The following is an 18,910-nucleotide window of genomic DNA, read 5'->3' as shown; positions in this document are numbered from 1 at the left end:
CTCCGCAAACACCCGGTGCGGCCGGGTCACCGGATTCCCGGCCGCCCGCGTTTCGCCCCCGTGGCGCGCGATCAGTCCGTCTGGTGCGCGGATTCGCTGGTCACAGCGGTCTGCCTGAACAGCCATTCGGACTTCAGCTCGGCATACCCCGGCTTGATGACGTCATTGATCATCGCCAGTCGTTCGTCGAAAGGAATGAATGCTGATTTCATCGCATTGACGGTGAACCACTGCATGTCGTCGAGCGTGTAACCGAACACGTCGGTCAGCAGCTCGAATTCGCGGCTCATGCTGGTGCCCGACATGAGCCGGTTGTCGGTGTTGACGGTGGCCCTGAAGTGCAGGTTCCGCAGCAGGCCGATGGGGTGCTCCGCGTACGAGGCGGCCGCCCCGGTCTGGAGGTTGGAGGTCGGGCAGAGCTCCAGCGGGATGCGCTTGTCGCGTACGTAGGAGGCGAGGCGGCCGAGCGTGACGCTGCCGTCCTCGGCCACCTCGATGTCGTCGATGATGCGCACGCCGTGGCCGAGCCGGTCGGCGCCGCACCACTGGAGGGCCTGCCAGATGGACGGGAGGCCGAACGCCTCGCCCGCGTGGATCGTGAAGTGGTTGTTCTCGCGCTTGAGGTACTCGAAGGCGTCGAGGTGGCGGGTGGGCGGGAAGCCCGCCTCGGCGCCCGCGATGTCGAAGCCGACCACGCCGAGGTCGCGGTAGCGGTTGGCCAGTTCGGCGATCTCCAGGGCGCGGGCGGCGTGCCGCATGGCGGTGAGCAGGGCGCCGACGCGGATGCGGCGGCCGTCCTCACGGGCGCGCCGCTCACCCAGGCGGAAGCCCTCGTTCACGGCCTCGACCACTTCTTCCAGGGTGAGGCCCGCCTCCAGGTGCTGCTCCGGGGCGTAGCGGACCTCGGCGTACACGACACCGTCCTCGGCCAGGTCCTCGGCGCACTCGGCGGCGACGCGGACGAGCGCCTCGCGGGTCTGCATGACGGCGCAAGTGTGCGCGAAGGTCTCCAGGTAGCGCTCCAGCGAGCCGGAGTCGGCGGCTTCGCGGAACCAGACGCCCAGTTTGTCGGGCTCGGTCTCGGGAAGCGCGTGGTAGCCCGCGTCGCGGGCGAGGTCGATGATCGTGCCGGGGCGCAGTCCGCCGTCGAGGTGATCGTGGAGCAGCACCTTCGGGGCGCGGCGGATCTGGTCCGGAGTGGGGACGTTGGAGGTCTGGCTCGTCATTTTCGCACTCTAGTCCCTACGCGCGTAGAAAGAGCCGGCTCGTCGCACCTGTCGATACGTAACAGTGACCGCGCGGACGGGTGGCGTACACCTGCCCTTCTGAGACTGTTCTGCCATGGCACACCACGCACTCGTAGGGACGGGCGGCGCGCGGGCGCCCCGGTTGGGCAGGAGCGTCGGGACTTCGGGAGCCGCGCCGGCCGTGGGCGGGGTGGTGCTGGTCCTGCCGGACGGCGCGCCCGAGTCGGCGCGCGGACCCTCGCCGCTGGCCCGTGTGGCGGCCCTGCCGCTGGCCAGGAGCCTCGTCCGGGCCGGCCGGAGCGAGGGTCTGGTGGCCCATGTCGTGCACTACCGCAGCCGGGGCTGGAACGGCGCCGACGCGCGGCTCGCCCAGGACGCGGGGTGGGCGGCCTCGGAGGTGGTGCGCCGGTACGGCGACGTCCCGGTCTGTCTGGCCGGGCACGGCATGGGGGCCCGGGCGGCCCTGCGCGCGGCCGGGCACACGGCGGTCGACTCGGTACTGGCGCTGGCGCCCTGGCTGCCGGAGGACGACGTGGCGGCCCGACCCGAGCCGGTGAAGCAGCTGGTGGGGCGGCGGGTGCTGATCGTGCACGGCACCAACGACGCCCGTACGGACCCCGAGCTGTCGTACCGTCTCGCGGAGCGCGCCAAGAAGGCCAACCGCGACACCTGCCGCTTCGAGGTCCACACGGACGGGCACGCGCTGCGCCAGCACCACGGCGAGGTCCTCGCCCTGGCGGCCGATTTCGTGCTGGGCGCGCTGTTCGGCCGCCCGTTCTCCCGGCCGGTCGCCGACGCGCTGGCGGCGCCCCCGCCGCTGGGGCTGCGCATGCCCCTGGCGGCCGGCTTCCGCCGGGCGCTGCGGTAGGCCGGGGTCACTCGGGCTCGGGCAGCAGCTTGCCCCGGCGGGAGAGCAGGAACTTCTTGAACGCGGCCACCGGCGGGGTGTCCGGGTGGCCGTCCAGCCAGGCGACCCCGATCTCGCGGGCCGCGCGGGGCGCCGTCACCGTCAGTTCCACGACACCCGGGCGGGGCACGGCCGGCGGGGGCAGCAGCGCGACGCCCAGGCCCGCCGCGACCAGCCCGCGCAGGGTCTCGGCCTCCTCGCCCTCGAAGGCCACGCGCGGCGTGAAGCCCGCCTCCGTGCAGAGGTCGTCGGTGATGCGGCGCAGGCCGTAGCCCGGTTCGAGGGTGACGAACGTTTCGTCGGCGGCCTCCGCGAGGCGCACCCGCTTGCGGCCGGCCAGCCGGTGGTCGTCGGGGACCACCAGCCGCAGGCGCTGCTCGTCCAGGCGGCGGGCGACCAGGTCGGGGGCGTCCGGCACGGGAGAGGTCAGGCACAGGTCCAGCTCGCCGGCCCGCAGCCGCTCGATCATCGCCTCGCCGTAGTTCTGCACCAGGGTGAAGCGGACCTTCGGGTGATCGGCCCGGAAGGCGCGGATGAGCCCGGGCACGGTCTCGGAGCCCATGGTGTGCAGGAAACCGAAGGCGACCCGGCCGGCCGACGGGTCGGCGTCCGCGCGCACGGAGTCGGCGGCCCGCTCGACCTCGGCGAGCGCGCGCTCGGCGGAGGCGAGGAAGGTACGGCCCGCCGGGGTCAGCGAGACCGTGCGGCCCTTGCGGGCGAAGAGCGCGACCCCGAGGTCCTGTTCGAGGCGGACCACGGCCCGTGACAGCGTCGACTGCGGCACCCCCATCTCCTGCGCGGCCCGGGTGACGTGCTCGTGGCGGGCGACCGCGGCGAAGTACGCCAGACGCGGCGCGAGCAGCGGTCCCATGTCTTCTTCGTTACTGTTCGGTGACAGCCACCGCTGTGACCTGTACTCATGCACCATGGGAACGATTAAAGCCGTTCCATGCATTGGACGCATGAACTGGCGGTGCCTACGGTCGTCGTATGCCTCCTGCCAGTACCAAGGCGTCCACCACACCCGTGGACGCCGACACACGCCTCTCCCCCGGCCGACCCGGCTACCGCCGGATGAGCTTCGCCCTCTTCGCCGCCGGAGTGGCCACCTTCGCCCTCCTCTACTCGACGCAGGCCCTGCTCCCGGCCGTCTCCGCCGGCTTCGGCGTGAGCGCCTCGGGGGCCAGCTGGACCGTCTCCGCCGCGACCGGCGCGCTCGCCCTGTGCGTCCTGCCGATGAGCGCCCTGTCCGAGCGGTTCGGACGCCGCGGTGTGATGACCGGCTCCCTCGTGGTCGCGGTCGTCGTGGGACTGCTCGTCCCGTTCGCGCCGAACCTGGAGTGGCTGGTGGCGCTGCGCGCCGTGCAGGGCGCGGCCCTCGCCGGGCTGCCCGCGTCGGCGATGGCGTACCTGGCGGAGGAGGTGCGGCCGCGGGCGCTGGTCGCGGCGATCGGCCTGTTCGTGGCGGGCAACAGCATCGGCGGGATGAGCGGACGCATCGTCACCGGCTGGGTGGCCCAGCTGTGGGGCTGGCGGGCGGCGCTGGCGGCGGTCGGGCTGCTGGCCCTGGTGTGCGCGGTGGTGTTCCGGCTGATGCTCCCCCGGGCCCGGCACTTCGCCCCCGGCTCGCTCGACCCCCGCGCGCTGGCCAGGACCGTGCGTACACACCTCGCCGACCCGCTGCTGATGCGCCTCTACGCCATCGGCGCCCTGTTCATGACGGTCTTCGGCGCGGTCTACACGGTCATCGGCTACCGGCTGGTCGAGGCGCCGTTCTCGCTTCCGCAAGGGGTCGTCGGCTCGATCTTCCTGGTCTACCTGGTGGGTACGGTCTCGTCGGCCGCGGCCGGCAGGCTGGTCGGCCGGATGGGCCGGCGCGGGGCGCTGTACCTCGCGGTGGGCACGACCGCCGCGGGGCTGCTGGTCTCGCTGAGCGACGCGCTGGCCGGCGTCCTGCTCGGACTCGTCCTGATCACGGCCGGCTTCTTCGCCGGTCACGCGGTCGCCTCCTCGTCGGTGAGCCGCACCGCCACCACGGGCCGCGCCCAGGCGTCGGCGCTCTACCAGTCGGCGTACTACCTGGGCAGCAGCGCGGGCGGCACGCTCGGCGCGGTCGCCTTCCACTCCGGCGGCTGGACGGGCACGGTCCTGCTGGGGCTGGTCGCCGTCCTCGGGGTCGTGTCGATCACGCTGTACGGGACGCACAGCGCGCGGGTGCGCGAGCGGCGGTTCGTCCCCGCCGCCGTTCGGAACTGACCCGTGACCGTATCCGTACAACCCCGTCGTTCTCCCGGACGTCCTACGGGCATAACAACCGCACCGGACTCCAGGGGGAGTTGGTTTCTCATGGGTGGGACACGCAGACGGACCGGCGCCGCACTCGGCATCGCCGGGCTCGTGGTGCCGCTGACGGTGGCGCTCGGCGCCGCGCCGGCGCAGGCCGCGTCGTGCACGGCATCGACCGGTCCGTACCAGAAGCAGGTGGAGAAGTTCCTGGGCCGGCCGGTGGACGGCAAGCAGTCGTCCGCCGACTGCAAGGCGACCCAGGCGTTCCAGAAGAGCCACGGCATAACGCCGACCATCGGGTACGCCGGGCCGCTGACCTGGCAGACCATGAACACGATCCTGGCCCAGCGCGCGGCCGGCAAGACGCCCAACAAGGCGGGCAAGTGCCCGACGAACAAGGGCCGCATCGCCTGTGTCGACCTGACCCGGCAGCTCAGCTGGATCCAGGACGGGGCCAAGCTGAAGTACGGCCCGGTCCCGGTGCGCACCGGCCGGGACGGCGCGGAGACCCGTACGGGCTCGAAGCGCGTGTACCACCGCAACGTCAAGCACTGGTCGAGCATCTACAAGGTGTGGATGCCGTACTCGCAGTTCTTCGACGGCGGGCAGGCGTTCCACTCCGTCACCAAGTCCATGTACAACCCGCCCGGTTCGGGTGGCTGCGTCAACATGCGCGAGGCGGACGCGAAGGCGTACTGGAACCTGCTGAAGAACGGTGACGACGTGTTCGTGTACGGGCGCAAGCCCGGGACCTGACCCGTTCTGTCAGTGCCCTCCTGTAGCTTCCGGTGAGAAGTCGGACGCGACAGGGGTGGCCCGGATGAGCGACGTGGCGGTACCACAGGATCTCGATTCCCAGCTGGAGAAGTACCGGACCGAGCTGACCGGTTACTGCTACCGCATGCTGGGCTCCGCCTTCGAGGCGGAGGACGCGGTCCAGGACACGATGGTGCGGGCCTGGCGCAGCTTCGGCACGTTCGAGGGACGGTCGTCGCTGCGCTCCTGGCTGTACCGCATCGCGACGAACGTGTGCCTGGACGCGCTGAACGCGGGCAACCGGCGGGCCCGTCCGATGGATCTGACGGCCGCCACGCCGGTGGCCCAGGCGCAGCTCCACGCCCGTCCGGAGATCACCTGGCTGGAGCCGGTGCCGGACGGGCGGGTGCTGCCCTCGGTCGCGGACCCGGCGGAGACCGCGGTGTCGCGCGAGACCGTCCGGCTGGCGTTCGTGGCGGCCCTGCAGCACCTGCCGCCCAAGCAGCGGGCGGTGCTGATCCTGCGCGAGGTCCTGGCGTGGAAGGCGAGCGAGGTGGCGGAGCTGCTGTCCACCTCGGTCGCTTCGGTCAACAGCGCGCTCCAGCGGGCCCGGGCGACGCTCGCGCAGTCGCAGCCCGCGAGGTCCGACGCGGCCGACCCGCTCGACAAGGACCAGCAGGAGCTGCTGAAGCGCTATGTCGCGGCCTTCGAGGGGTACGACATGGCGGCGCTGACGGCGCTGCTGCACGAGGACGCGACGATGTCCATGCCGCCCTACGACCTGTGGCTGCGGGGACACGACGACATCGTGGGCTGGATGCTGGGCGTCGGGGACGTCTGCCGCGGCTCCAGGCTGGTCCCTACGGTGGCGAACGGCTCCCCGGCCTTCGCCCACTACCACCCCGCCGAGGACGGCGACGGCTACACGCCGTGGGCGCTCATCGTCCTGGAGATCTCGGACGGCAAGGTCGGCGGGATGGACTTCTTCCTGGACACGAAGCGCTGGTTCCCGCTGTTCGCTCTTCCGGACCGCCTGGAGGCGTGAGGGCGTCGGGCGGGACGGGCGGATCGAAGCGCCCGGCCAGCCCGACGAGCCCGATCAGCACGCGCAGTTCGGGCCCGGCGCCCCGGACCCGGAAACGGCACCCGGCCCGCCGGGCGGTGAGCATCAGCCGGGCCAGGGCGTCGACCACCGCGAGGCCCGGCCGCACCACCCCGCCCACGTCACAGACCACCTCGCGGTCCCCGGCCCCGTCGAGGGCCGCGCCCAACCCCGCGCACAGCCCTGGGACATCGTCCGGTTCCACGACTCCGGCGAGGTGTACGACGAACGGCTCTTCCCTGTCCTCCACACCCCGGCAGACCGGCCCCGGCCCCGGAACTCATCGGTGCCCCGCGGGCCGGGCCGTCCGCCGGCGGGGGAAACGCGAACGGGACCGGTGGGGTGCCACCGGTCCCGTTCACCCGTGCGAGGGTCAGGCGATGCGGTCCAGCACGATCGGGTTCGGGGTGAAGTCCGTGCCCGCCGGGGAGACGTCGTACGCCCCTTCCAGGGACTTCAGGGCGTACGCGAACTTCTCCGGGGTGTCCGTGTGGAGGGTCAGCAGCGGCTGGCCCTCGGTGACCGTCTCGCCCGGCTTGGCGTGCAGCTCGACGCCCGCGCCCGCCTGTACGGGGTCCTCCTTGCGGGCCCGGCCGGCGCCCAGGCGCCAGGCCGCGACACCGACGCCGTAGGCGTCGAGGCGGGTCAGGACGCCGGAGGCCGGAGCGGTGACGACGTGCTGCTCGCGGGCGACCGGGAGGGACGCGTCCGGGTCGCCGCCCTGGGCCGCGATCATGCGGCGCCAGACGTCCATCGCCGAGCCGTCCGCGAGGGCCTTCGCCGGGTCGGCGTCCTTGACGCCGGCCGCGTCGAGCATCTCGCGGGCCAGAGCGACGGTGAGCTCCACCACGTCGGCGGGGCCGCCGCCGGCCAGGACCTCGACCGACTCGCGGACCTCCAGGGCGTTGCCCGCGGTGAGGCCGAGCGGGGTGGACATGTCGGTGAGCAGGGCCACCGTCCGCACGCCGTGGTCGGTGCCCAGGCCCACCATGGTGGAGGCCAGTTCCCGGGCGTCCTCGATGGTCTTCATGAAGGCGCCGGAGCCGACCTTCACGTCCAGGACCAGTGAGCCGGTGCCCTCGGCGATCTTCTTCGACATGATCGAGGAGGCGATCAGCGGGATCGCCTCGACCGTGCCGGTCACATCGCGCAGGGCGTACAGCTTCTTGTCGGCCGGGGCGAGGCCGTCGCCCGCCGCGCAGATCACCGCGCCGGTGGAGTCCAGGACGTGCAGCATCTCCTCGTTGGAGAGCAGCGCCCGCCAGCCGGGGACGGACTCCAGCTTGTCGAGCGTGCCGCCGGTGTGGCCGAGGCCCCGGCCGCTCAGCTGGGGCACGGCCGCGCCGCAGGCGGCGACCAGCGGGGCGAGCGGCAGCGTGATCTTGTCGCCGACGCCGCCGGTGGAGTGCTTGTCCGCGGTGGGACGGGAGAGCGAGGAGAAGTCCATCCGCTCGCCGGAGGCGATCATCGCGGCGGTCCAGCGGGCGATCTCCGTACGGTTCATGCCGTTCAGCAGGATCGCCATCGCCAGCGACGACATCTGCTCGTCGGCGACCTCGCCGCGCGTGTACGCGTCGATGATCCAGTCGATCTGCTCCGGGCTCAGCTCGCCCCGGTCCCGCTTGGTGCGGATGACGGAAATCGCGTCCATGGCCTAGGTGTTCCTTCCAGCGGGGTCGGACAGTGGTACCAGCGCGACTCTACGCGCATAGAGAAAGAGGGGGGAGGCAACCCTTCCGCGGGCAGCGCGGAAGGGTCACCTCCGTGTCATGCGAGGTGCTGCGGGCCGAACGCCTGCGGCAGCATCGCGTCGAGCGTGAGCACCCCGTCCGGGGTGTCCAGCAGCAGCTCACCGCCGCCGAACTCGAAGAGCAGCTGGCGGCAGCGTCCGCAGGGCACCAGCACGGCGCCCCGCCCGTCCACGCACGCGAAGTGCGTGAGCCGCCCGCCGCCCGTCGCCTGCAGCTGGGAGACCAGCCCGCACTCGGCGCACAGCCCGATGCCGTACGAGGCGTTCTCCACGTTGCAGCCGGTCACGACGCGCCCGTCGTCGACAACGGCCGCCGCGCCCACCGGATATCGCGAATACGGGGCGTACGCACGGGACATGGCGTCCCGGGCGATCGTGCGCAGCGCCTCCCAGTCGAACCCGCTCTCCGTGGACGTCACTTGCCCTGACCCTTCCGGTAGGGCATGCCGTCGGCCTTGGGCATCCGCAGCCGCTGCGCCGACAGGGCGAGCACCAGCAGCGTCGTGACGTACGGGGCCGCGTCCACGAACTGGCTCGGCACCTGGTCCGTCAGCGCGTACCAGGCGTACAGCCCGCCCGCGACGACGGCGGACACGACGGCGCTGACGTACTTCTTCTTGTACAGCTGCCAGATCACGGCCAGCGTCAGCAGGATGGCGATCAGGAGCAGCATGGCGTGCACGTTCTCCGCGCCGCCGCGCAGCTTCAGGCTGTCCGTGAAGCCGAACAGGCCCGCGCCCAGCGCCATTCCGCCCGGCATCCAGTTACCGAAGATCATCGCGGCGAGACCGATGTATCCGCGGCCGCCGGTCTGGCCCTCCTGGTAGATGCCCGTCGCGACGATGGCGAGGAACGCGCCGGCCAGACCCGCCAGGCCGCCGGAGACGACGACGGCGATGTACTTGTACTTGTAGACGTTGACGCCCAGCGACTCGGCGGCGACGGGGTTCTCACCGCAGGAGCGCAGCCGCAGGCCGAAGGCCGTACGCCACAGCACCCACCAGGTGCCCGGGACGAGCAGCAGCGCGACCACGGTCAGCAGCGACAGGCCGGTGACCAGACCGCCGAGGACACCGGCGATGTCCGAGACCAGGAACCAGTGCTTCGCCTGGAGATCGGCGAGCCAGTCGGCGAGGCCCGGGACGGTGATCTCGGTGATCGAGTCGATCCGCGGGGACTGCTTGGAGGAGCCGCCCTCGGCCTCGGCGAAGGTGAAGTTGGACAGGTAGCGGGTGACGCCGATGGCGAGGATGTTGATGGCCACACCGGAGACGATGTGGTTCACGCCGAAGGTGACGGTGACGATCGCGTGGAGCAGACCTCCCAGCGCACCGCCGATGATGCCGAAGGCGACACCCGTCCACGGGCCCCACTGGAAGCCCGCCCAGGCACCGAACCAGGTGCCGAGGACCATCATGCCTTCGAGGCCGATGTTGACCACGCCCGCGCGCTCGGCCCACAGACCGCCGAGACCGGCGAGGCCGATCGGGACGGCCAGCTCCAGCGCGCCGGAGATCTGGCCGACTGAGGTGAGGTCCGACGCACCGCTGATCGTGCGGACCAGCGAGATCAGCACCAGTCCGGCCGCGATGATCAGCAGGATCCAGGGCAGGGTGAGCTTGCGGCGCCCGCCGCCTTCCTTGGGCGCGGCATTCGTCGCGGAGACGGTGCTCGTACTCATGCGCCCCTCCTTACGTTCGCTACTTCGCCCGCGCGGCGCGGCGGTACGGCCATCGTTGTCGTCTGCGGCCCGGAGGCCGTGCGCGCGTCGCTCACTGGACGGCCTCCTTGTCGGTCTTGAGGGCGCCGCCCGCGGCCAGCTCCTCGCCGACCTTCTGCTGCTGGCGGCTGAGCCCGTACCGGCGGACGAGCTCGTACGACACGACGACCGAGATCACGATCAGTCCCTGCATGATCGTGGCGATCTCCTTCTCGTATCCGTACTGGTCGAGGGAGGCGGACGACTTGTCCAGGAAGGCGATCAGCAGGGCGCTGAACGCGATGCCGACCGGGCTGTTGCGGCCCAGCAGCGCGATGGTGATGCCGGTGAAGCCCACGCCGGCCGGGAAGTCCAGGCTGTACGTGTGGGTCTCGCCGAGCAGCGTCGGCATGCCGGCCAGGCCGGCCACCGCGCCCGAGATGAGCATCGAGGTGAGGATCATCTTCTTGGCGTCCACGCCGCTGGCCTGGGCCGCCGACTCGCTGGCGCCGGTGGCGCGCAGGTCGAAGCCGAAGCGGGTGCGGTTGAGGACGAACCAGTAGACGACGCCGAGTCCGACGGCGACGAAGGTGAAGCCGTAGATCTCGCCCGCGCCCTCGCCCATGGGCAGGCCCGGGAACCAGCCCGACTCGGCGATCTCACCGGTGGTCAGGTTGTTGGAGCCCTCGGGCTGCTCACCGAAGTTCTTCGGCAGGATCAGCCAGGCGACGAGGGAGGTGGCGATGGCGTTGAGCATGATCGTGGAGACGACCTCGCTCACGCCGCGGGTGGTCTTCAGGACGCCCGCGATACCCGCCCAGAAGGCACCGACCAGCATCGCGACGAGCACGATCAGCACGATGTGCAGCGGGCCGGGCAGCTCGACGGAGGCACCGACGAGCGCCGCGACCATCGCCGCGAGCCGGTACTGGCCGTCGACACCGATGTTGAACAGGTTCATCCGGAACCCGACGGCCACCGCCAGGGCCGCCAGGTAGTAGATGCCCGCCTGGTTGATGATCAGCACCTGCACGTCGACGTACGACGCGGACTCGAACATCAGCCGGTACGGCTCGACGGGGTTCGTCCCCGAGACGAGCAGCACCAGCGTGGTGAGGACGATGGCGACGACCAGCGCCAGGGCCGGGCCCGCGAAGGCCAGGATCAGCCGGTCCTTGTCGAACTTCTTCATCGGCTCTCACCGTTCTCGTCATGCTCGAGGTGCCCCGACGCGGCGCCGGTCATGGCCGAGCCGAGCTCCTCGGGGGTGATCGTGGCGGGGTCGGCGTCCGCGACCAGCCGGCCGCGGTACATCACCCGCAGGGTGTCGGACAGGCCGATCAGCTCGTCCAGGTCGGCGGAGATCAGCAGCACCGCCAGGCCCTCGTGGCGCGCCTCACGGATCCGGTCCCAGATCTGCGCCTGCGCGCCGACGTCCACTCCACGGGTGGGGTGGGCGGCGATCAGCAGCTTGGGGTCGTGGCTCATCTCGCGGCCGAAGATCAGCTTCTGCTGGTTTCCGCCGGAGAGCGAGGCCGCGGTGACGTCGATCCCGGGGGTCCGGACGTCGTACTCGCGCACGATGCGCTCGGTGTCCTTGCGCGCGGCCTTCGGGTCGAGGAGGCCGCGGCGGGAGTTGGGCTTCTCGGTGACGTGGCCGAGGATGCGGTTCTCCCAGAGCGGGGCCTCCAGGAGCAGGCCCTGCCGGTGCCGGTCCTCGGGGATGTAACCGATGCCGTCCTCGCGGCGCTTGCGCGTCGAGAGGTGCGAGATGTCGGTGCCGTCGAGGGTGATGACGCCGCCGTCCGGGTCGCGCAGACCCATCAGCGCGTCGATCAGCTCGGTCTGGCCGTTGCCCTCGACACCGGCGATGCCGAGGACTTCGCCCTTGTGGATGGTGAAGCCGATGCCGTCGAGCACATCGCGCACGACGCCGTCGGAATCGACGGCGGTCAGCTTCAGGTCCTGGATCCGGAGCATCGGCACATCGGTGACCGTCGACTCGCGGGTCTCGGGCGAGGGGAGTTCGGTGCCGACCATCAGCTCGGCGAGCTGCTTGGTCGTGGTGTTCCTCGGGTCGGCGGTGCCCACCGTCGTACCCCGGCGGATGACCGTGATGTCGTCGGCGACCGACAGCACCTCGCCCAGCTTGTGGGAGATGAAGATGACGGTGAGGCCCTCGGCCTTGAGCTCGCGCAGGTTGTCGAAGAGCGCGTCGACCTCCTGCGGCACGAGCACGGCGGTCGGCTCGTCGAGGATCAGCGTGCGGGCGCCGCGGTAGAGGACCTTGAGGATCTCCACCCGCTGGCGGTCGGCGACACCGAGCTCCTCGACGAGGACGTCGGGCCGTACGCCGAGGCCGTACGCGTCGGAGATCTCCTTGATCTTCTTGCGGGCCTTGCCGCCGATTCCGTACAGCTTCTCGCTGCCGAGAACGACGTTCTCCAGCACCGTGAGGTTGTCGGCGAGCATGAAGTGCTGGTGCACCATGCCGATGCCGCGCGCGATGGCGTCACCGGGGGTGTGGAAGCTGACGAGCTCGCCGTCGACGGCGATGGTGCCCTCGTCCGGCTTCTGCATGCCGTAGAGGATCTTCATCAGGGTCGACTTGCCCGCACCGTTCTCACCGACGAGCGCGTGCACCGTGCCCTTGCGGATGGTGATGTCGATGTCGTGGTTGGCGACGACGCCGGGGAAACGCTTGGTGATGCCGTGCAGTTCGACGGCGGGAGGGCTGGCAGGGGGACTGCTGGACGCGTTGATGACGCACTCTCCTTGACCGGAAAGGAGTGGGAGCGGGGCAGGGCGGGGCGAAGTTATCGTGCCGAAGGTACGTCTACACGCGTAGCGCTGCCGAATCGTGAAATGCGGCTGCGGCTTCCGCCGCAGACCGCGGACAAAGCTTCACATGGGCCCGGGGCCCGGGGGAGCGGCGGCTGCCGCCCGCTCCGGGCCCGCGGTCCATGAGGTCGTGATCCGTCCCTACGGGGCGGTCTTGACCGTGATCTTCTTCGCGACGATGTCGGCCTTCGCCTTCTCCACGGCGGCGACCAGGTCCGTCATCTTCTTGTACTCGGGGTTGGAGTCGGAGAGGCCGACGCCGTCCTTGTCGAGGCCGTAACGGATCTCACCGGACTGCGGCTTGCCGTCCTTGACCGACTTGATCAGGTTGAACACCGAGTCGGAGACGTCCTTGGTGACCGAGGTCAGGATGCGCTCCTTGTACTGCGCCAGACCCGCCTGCTTGTACTGGTCCGAGTCGACGCCGATGGCCCACTTGCCCGCCTTGGCGGTGGCCTCGATGGCACCGGCACCGGCCAGACCGGCGGCCTGGTAGATCACGTCGGCCTTCGCGTCGAGCTGCCCCTGCGCGGCGGCCTTGCCGAGGTCGGGCTTGGAGAAGCCGTCGAAGTTCGGCGGCTGGGTCAGGTACTGGGTGAGCACCTTCACCTTGGGGTTGGTGTCCTTGACGCCCTGGGCGAAGCCCGCCTCGAACTTCTTGATCAGCGGCACCTCGACGCCGCCGATGAAGCCGACGGTGTTGGTCTTGGTGGCCTTGGCGGCGGCGACGCCGGCCAGGTAGGAGCCCTGCTCCTCGTTGAACACCAGGTTGGCGATGTTCTTGCCGGTCTTCGAGGTGTCGTCGATGATGCCGAACGTGGTGTTCGGGTACTTCTTCGAGACCTTCTCGATGGCCGGGGCGTAGGCGAAACCGACGCCGATCACGGGGTTGTTGCCGGCGCGGGCCAGCTCGGTGAGACGCTGCACCTTGTCGGCGTCACCCTCACCCTCCGAGGGCTCGGCCTCGACGCCCTTGATGCCGAGTTCCTTCTCGGCCTGCGACAGACCGGCGTAGGCGGCGTCGTTGAACGACTGGTCGCCCCGGCCGCCGATGTCGTACGCGATGGCGGCGCTGTTCTTCTTGTCGGACCCCGCTTCCGACGACGTCTTTCCGCCACACGCGGTGGCGGTGAGCGCGAGGGCCGCGGACGCGACACCCACGGTGGCGATCCTGGTGATCCGGCGCATGGGAGGGCTCCTTCAACCTGACCGAAGCGCCACTTCCGGCGCTGGTTTCGCGTGGATCGTAACGCGCGTAGATGTCAGATAAAGCCCCCTACGGAAGCCGTTATCGGATCGTCGCGAACAGGCCGCGAACAGAAGGTGTCGCGGCCGATCACGCCGTGTTCACCCTTGGTTGCCGTCCATCAACGCAGCGGCCGTGAAGAGTTCGACGCCCACCCGGATGGCGCGCTCGTCCACATCGAAATCGCCACGGTGGAGGTCGTGCCGGGACGGGTCGCCGGGACGCCGCACACCGAGCCGGGCCATGGCCCCGGGCACGTGCTCCAGGTACCAGGAGAAGTCCTCGCCGCCCAGGCTCTGCTCGGTGTCCTCGATGGCGTACTCGCCGCGGCGCACGGCCATCGCCTCGTGCAGCAGCCCGGCGACGCCCGCGTCGTTGACGACCGGGGGGACGCCCCGGATGTAGGTGATCTGGGACTTGGCCCGGTGCAGGGTCGCCACCTCGTCGATCGCCGCGTACACCTGGTCCGGCGCCTCGCGCCAGGCCTGGATGTCGAGGCAGCGGACGGTACCGCCGAGTTCGGCGTGCTGGGGGATGACGTTGGGGGCGTGGCCCGCCTCGATCCGGCCCCAGGTGAGCACGAGCCCGGAGCGGGCGTCCACCCGGCGCGCCAGCAGGGCGGGGACGTCTGCGGCCACCCGGGCCACGGCGGTGACGAGGTCGGTGGTCAGGTGCGGGCGGGCGGTGTGTCCGCCGGGCCCGTCGAGGGAGACCTCCAGCCGGTCGCACGCCGAGGTGATCGGGCCGGTGCGCAGGCCGATGCGGCCGGCGTCGACCCGGGGGTCGCAGTGCACGGCGATGATCTTGCCGACACCGTCCAGCACGCCGGCCTCGATGGCGTCGACCGCTCCGCCGGGCAGCACTTCCTCGGCGGGCTGGAAGATCAGGCGCACGGCGTGGGGCAGCTTGCCCTGCCGGTCGAGCTCGGCGAGCACCAGCCCGGCCCCGAGGGCGACGGTGGTGTGCACGTCATGGCCGCAGGCGTGGGCCCGGTCCGGGACGGTCGAGCGGTACGGCACGTCCGTCTTGGTGTCGGGGATGGGCAGCGCGTCGATGTCCGCGCGGATGGCCAGCATGGGACGTACGCCGTCCCATGTGCCGACGTCACACATCAGCCCCGTGCCGCCCGGGAGGACCCGGGGCGACAGCCCGGCCTCTTCCAGGCGGGTCTTGAGCGCGGCGGTGGTGCGGAACTCCTGGTTGCCGAGCTCTGGGTGCATGTGCAAATCCCGGCGGAAAGCGATCAGCTCCGCGCCAAGTGGCTCGGGCAGCGCACCGAGAAGAGGCGTTTCGCCGGGAACGTCGGTTTCGAGGTCGCGGGACATCAACTTGTTCACCCCTGAAAGGGTAGGCGCGATTGGGCCCCGACTAACCTGTGATCTACAAATCTTCAGCCCGATAGGGGAAGGAAACCCGCGCCGAGCGGCTTGGAGACGGGGCGAAGTGGGTAAGCTCACGCATTTGCGACGCGTGGACATCCCCTGTTCACAGATGATCACACTCCGGTGAGTGACAGTCCGTGCGCCCTCCGTGCCGACTCGGCCACGCCCGCCAGAAAGCCCCGCGCGCGGGGCGGGACGTCCTCGCGGAGCCACTCCGGGGCTATCGCGCAGACCGTGATCGTGATGCCCGTGCCCGCCAGGGCCTGCGGGAGCGTGTGCACGACCGTGGACGGGAAGCTCAGGACGGTGCGGCCGATGGGGCCCCGCCGGGCGATCAGCTCCAGCGGCAGGTCGGGGCGGACGATCTCCAGTCCCGTCTCGACCGCGATGCGGTGCAGCTTCTCCACGCCCTCACGGCGGTGCGCGAAGTAGCGGGTGGCACCGTGGGCCGCCGCGAGGGCGCCCACGGCCTCGGCGTACCTGTCCGGGTCGACCACTCCCGTCTCCACCAGCGAGGTGCCCACCAGGTCCGCGCCCCGGGTCAGCCGGGGAGGGCCGAAGCGGGCCCGGGTCCAGTGGAAGCGGTGGGGCGTGACGGTGGTGCCGGGCGGCGCCTCGACCGGCAGCGCGGTGAAGATCTCCAGCGTCCGCCGCCGCCCCGGGGCCAGCCGGCGGCGCGCCAGGGAGGTGACCGGGGCGAGGGCCAGCTCGCGCGGGCTCAGTCCGGCGCGCCGGTGCCAGCGGACGAGCCGCTCGCCGCGGGTGAGCTGGGCGGCGAACTCCATGGTGGCGGTTCCGTCGTCGACGACGGTGACGTTCTCCGGCGCGTACAGCGTCAGCAGGAGCTGCACGTACCGGGAGAACGGGTCGCCGATGATCACGCGTTGGGCGTGGCGCAGCAGGGGTGTGAGCTCGCGCAGGGTGCGCAGCAGGGCGCCACGGCCGCCACGGGCCTCCTGCCAGCGGACCGTGACGCCCTCGTCCCGGGCCAGCTGGGCCATGCGGCGCAGCTGGCCCCGGGACATCGGGTCGGTGGGCGACAGGACGACCAGGGTGAGGTCGCGGGCGGCGGCCACGCGGCCGGGTGACGGTGGAGGTTGCCGGGTCGGCGGGTGCTCAGGGGACGGGGAGGGCTCTGTGGACGGGGCGGCCTCGCTGGAGGGGGCGGCCTCGCTGGAGGGGGCGGGGCCGGTGGAGGGGGCGGGGTGCTCAGGGGTGTGGGCCCACTCCAGGACGTTCAGGAGCTGTACGGGACTCTCGACGAAGGCGAGGAAAGCGGTGGGGGTCGGAGCGGTGGACGCGGACGCGCGCCCGGAGGCGGGCGCCGGGGAACTCGGCACGGCACCGGACCCGGTACCGGAAACGGGGTTCGCCGTGGAAGCCGTGGCGGACGGCGGGGGGCCGGACGGCAGCCGGCAGGGCTCGGGCGGCACGGGCTCGGGGGCGGGCGCGGCGGTCATACGGCGGCCGGGACGCGGCGGAGCTTCTTCATCGGGCCGAGCTCCGACTCGTACACCTTCTTGATGCCGTCGCCGAGCGCGGTCTCGATGGTGCGGATGTCGCGCACCAGGCGGGTGAGGCCCTGGGGCTCGACGGACGCGGCCTGGTCGGAGCCCCACATCGCCCGGTCCAGGGTGATGTGGCGCTCGACGAAGACCGCGCCGAGGGCGACGGCGGCGAGGGTGGTCTGGAGGCCGGTCTCGTGGCCGCTGTAGCCGATGGGGATGTTCGGGTAGTCCTGCTGGAGCGCCTTGATCACCCGGAGGTTGAGCTCCTCGGCCGCGGCCGGGTACGTCGAGGTGGCGTGGCACATCACGATGTTCTCGCTGCCGAGCACCTCGACGGCGTGCCGGATCTGCTGGGGCGTCGACATGCCGGTGGAGAGGATGACGGTACGGCCGGTGGCACGCAGGGTGCGCAGCAGCTCGTCGTCCGTGAGGGACGCGGAGGCGACCTTGTGGGCGGGCAGGTCGAACTTCTCCAGGAACGAGACGGCCTCGGTGTCCCACGGGGAGGCGAACCAGTCGATGCCCCGGTCCCGGCAGTGATCGTCGATGGCCCGGTACTCGCTCTCGCCGAACTCGACGCGGTGGCGGTAGTCGATGTACGTCATCCGGCCCCAGGGCGTGTCGCGCTCGATGTCCCACTGGTCGCGCGGGGTGCAGATCTCCGGGGTGCGCTTCTGGAACTTCACGGCGTCGCAGCCGGCGTCGGCGGCGGCGTCGATGAGGGCGAACGCCTTCGCCAGGTCGCCGTTGTGGTTGATGCCGATCTCACCGGTGATGTACACGGGCCGGTCGGGGCCCACGGTCTTGCGGCCGAGGGTGCGGAGACGGGAGCTCATGGGCTTCTTCCTTACGGGGCGGGGGTGCTGAGGGTCGGGCCGAGGAGCCAGGCGGCGATCTCGCGGATCGCCCCGGCGCCCCCGGGTGCGGCGGTGACGGCGCGGGCGGCGGCCCGGACGGCGTCATGGGCGTCCGCGACGGCCACGGGCCAGCCGACGAGCCCGAAGCAGGGCAGGTCGTTGACGTCGTTGCCCGCGTAGAGCACGCGCCGGGGGTCGATGGCGTGCTCGTCGCACCACTGCTTGAGGGCGAGGTCCTTGCGCTCGACGCCGTGCAGGACCGGGACGGCGAGCTTGCGGGCGCGGGCGGCGACCACGGGGTTGCGCTCGCTGGAGAGGATCAGGAGGCGCACGCCGCAGCGGCGCAGCGCGGCGACGCCGAGGCCGTCGCCCCGGTGCACCGCGACCAGCTCGCGCCCGTCGGAGTCGATCAGCACCCGGTCGTCGGTCTGGGTGCCGTCGAAGTCCAGGACGACCGCGTCGACGGCGGCGAGGTCCGGGGTGACCTTCTCGTCCAGCAGGGGCGCGAGGGCGCGGGCGCGGGCGAGGTCGTGCGGGTCGTCGATCTCCAGGACACGCGCGGGGTCGGTGACGACGAGCGCGGTGCGCCCGAAGAACCGGTGGCCGTGAGTGCGCAGTCCCTCCGCGGTCATGGCGTAGGCGGCGCCGGTCTCCAGGAAGTCCTGCGGCCGGTCCTGCCGCCGGGGCCGGTGCGCCTTGTCGTGGTTGACGCCGTACGTCCGGCGGGCGCCGCCGTCGCTGTCGGCGCCGGCGCCGGCGTGGTCGCGGTCGCGGTCGCGGCCGTCACGGCGGTCGCGGCCGTCGCGCCAGAGGAAGCCGTGCGAGGGGGCCACCGTCAGGGCCGTGTCGGCGGCGCCGTGCACCACCTCGGACGCCACCCCGTCCACGTCGGACGAGGTCAGAAAGGGGCTCGTGCACTGGATCAGCAGGACCACGTCCACCCGGCGGCCGTGCGTCGCCTCGAAGGCGCCCAGGGCGTGCAGCAGTGCCGACTCGCTGGTCGCCGTGTCGCCCGAGAGCTCCGCCGGGCGCGGGAGCGCCCCGGCGCCGGCCGCGCGGGCGGTCGCGGCGATGGCGTCGTCGTCCGTCGAGACGATCACGTCCGTGACCAGGCGGGCGCCCAGGCAGGCGCGGACGGCGCGGGCGACCAGGGGCACGCCCCCCACGGGGGCGAGGTTCTTCGCGGGCACGCCCTTCGAGCCGCCCCTGGCGGGGATCACGGCGAGGACGGTCGGTGTGGTCGAGGACATCGCCGGCCCTTCGCTCCCTTCGGGTGTTTCGGTTCCCTCGGGTGTTTCGGTCCCTTCGGGCGTTCGGGACACGCCGAGG

General features: G+C 71.5%; 17 protein-coding genes. 4 read left to right on the top strand and 13 right to left on the bottom strand.

The window, feature by feature from the left end; all coding sequences use genetic code 11:
* Positions 1-71: 71 nt before the first annotated feature.
* Positions 72-1,226: an adenosine deaminase gene (locus PUR26_RS27740; protein ID WP_329876307.1), complete on the bottom strand. Its 1,155-nt coding sequence runs from the start codon at positions 1,224-1,226 to the stop codon at positions 72-74.
* A gap of 115 nt (positions 1,227-1,341) precedes the next feature.
* Here PUR26_RS27740 and PUR26_RS27735 point away from each other — a divergent pair, with 115 nt between their 5' ends.
* Entirely contained in the window at positions 1,342-2,115 is a 774-nt protein-coding gene (locus PUR26_RS27735) for an alpha/beta hydrolase (RefSeq protein WP_329876305.1), read from the top strand.
* Between the two features lie 7 nt (positions 2,116-2,122).
* Here the strand turns inward: PUR26_RS27735 and PUR26_RS27730 are convergent, their stop codons facing one another.
* A complete protein-coding gene (locus PUR26_RS27730) occupies positions 2,123-3,082 on the bottom strand; it encodes a LysR family transcriptional regulator (RefSeq protein WP_329876303.1) in 960 nt (319 codons plus the stop codon).
* 62 nt (positions 3,083-3,144) lie between these two features.
* Here PUR26_RS27730 and PUR26_RS27725 point away from each other — a divergent pair, with 62 nt between their 5' ends.
* From PUR26_RS27725 to PUR26_RS27715, 3 genes are all read left to right on the top strand, one after another.
* Positions 3,145-4,410, top strand: coding sequence for an MFS transporter (locus tag PUR26_RS27725; RefSeq protein WP_329876301.1), 1,266 nt, complete (start codon positions 3,145-3,147; stop codon positions 4,408-4,410).
* Positions 4,411-4,500: 90 nt separating this feature from the next.
* Positions 4,501-5,196, top strand: coding sequence for a L,D-transpeptidase family protein (locus tag PUR26_RS27720; protein ID WP_329876299.1), 696 nt, complete (start codon positions 4,501-4,503; stop codon positions 5,194-5,196).
* Positions 5,197-5,260: 64 nt separating this feature from the next.
* Positions 5,261-6,241, top strand: coding sequence for a sigma-70 family RNA polymerase sigma factor (locus tag PUR26_RS27715; protein ID WP_329876297.1), 981 nt, complete (start codon positions 5,261-5,263; stop codon positions 6,239-6,241).
* Here the strand turns inward: PUR26_RS27715 and PUR26_RS27710 are convergent.
* The 11 genes from PUR26_RS27710 to PUR26_RS27660 form a co-directional block, all read right to left on the bottom strand.
* Entirely contained in the window at positions 6,135-6,503 is a 369-nt protein-coding gene (locus PUR26_RS27710) for an STAS domain-containing protein (protein ID WP_329876295.1), read from the bottom strand. The genes PUR26_RS27715 and PUR26_RS27710 overlap by 107 nt on opposite strands.
* Positions 6,504-6,671: 168 nt before the next feature.
* Positions 6,672-7,949, bottom strand: a complete 1,278-nt coding sequence (locus tag PUR26_RS27705) for a thymidine phosphorylase (RefSeq protein WP_329876293.1) — start codon at positions 7,947-7,949, stop codon at positions 6,672-6,674.
* Between the two features lie 116 nt (positions 7,950-8,065).
* A complete protein-coding gene (locus PUR26_RS27700; RefSeq protein WP_329876291.1) occupies positions 8,066-8,467 on the bottom strand; it encodes a cytidine deaminase in 402 nt (133 codons plus the stop codon).
* Positions 8,464-9,729 carry an ABC transporter permease gene (locus PUR26_RS27695; protein ID WP_329876289.1) on the bottom strand — a complete coding sequence of 422 codons (1,266 nt, stop codon included), beginning with the start codon at positions 9,727-9,729 and terminating at the stop codon, positions 8,464-8,466. Before PUR26_RS27695 ends, PUR26_RS27700 begins: the two co-directional genes overlap by 4 nt.
* A gap of 91 nt (positions 9,730-9,820) precedes the next feature.
* Complete coding sequence (locus tag PUR26_RS27690) at positions 9,821-10,939, bottom strand: ABC transporter permease (protein ID WP_329876287.1); 1,119 nt, start codon at positions 10,937-10,939, stop codon at positions 9,821-9,823.
* A complete protein-coding gene (locus PUR26_RS27685; RefSeq protein ID WP_329876733.1) occupies positions 10,936-12,510 on the bottom strand; it encodes an ABC transporter ATP-binding protein in 1,575 nt (524 codons plus the stop codon). The genes PUR26_RS27690 and PUR26_RS27685 overlap by 4 nt, the downstream gene beginning before the upstream one ends.
* A 219-nt stretch (positions 12,511-12,729) precedes the next feature.
* On the bottom strand, positions 12,730-13,776 hold the full coding sequence (locus PUR26_RS27680) for a BMP family lipoprotein (RefSeq protein ID WP_329876286.1): 1,047 nt from the start codon (positions 13,774-13,776) through the stop codon (positions 12,730-12,732).
* A gap of 159 nt (positions 13,777-13,935) precedes the next feature.
* Positions 13,936-15,159, bottom strand: coding sequence for an amidohydrolase (locus PUR26_RS27675; protein ID WP_329876731.1), 1,224 nt, complete (start codon positions 15,157-15,159; stop codon positions 13,936-13,938).
* 170 nt (positions 15,160-15,329) lie between these two features.
* Entirely contained in the window at positions 15,330-16,457 is a 1,128-nt protein-coding gene (locus tag PUR26_RS27670; protein ID WP_443077203.1) for a hypothetical protein, read from the bottom strand.
* 215 nt (positions 16,458-16,672) lie between these two features.
* Positions 16,673-17,560: an N-acetylneuraminate synthase family protein gene (locus PUR26_RS27665; RefSeq protein ID WP_329876282.1), complete on the bottom strand. Its 888-nt coding sequence runs from the start codon at positions 17,558-17,560 to the stop codon at positions 16,673-16,675.
* An 11-nt stretch (positions 17,561-17,571) separates the two neighbouring features.
* On the bottom strand, positions 17,572-18,831 hold the full coding sequence (locus PUR26_RS27660; RefSeq protein WP_329876280.1) for an acylneuraminate cytidylyltransferase: 1,260 nt from the start codon (positions 18,829-18,831) through the stop codon (positions 17,572-17,574).
* Between the last annotated feature and the right edge of the window lie 79 nt (positions 18,832-18,910).

Source organism: Streptomyces sp. SP18CS02 (assembly GCF_036322365.1).
Taxonomy (GTDB): domain Bacteria; phylum Actinomycetota; class Actinomycetes; order Streptomycetales; family Streptomycetaceae; genus Streptomyces.
The sequence above is the reverse complement of the archived record's forward strand: the minus strand, read 5'-3'. Positions and strand labels throughout refer to the sequence as shown.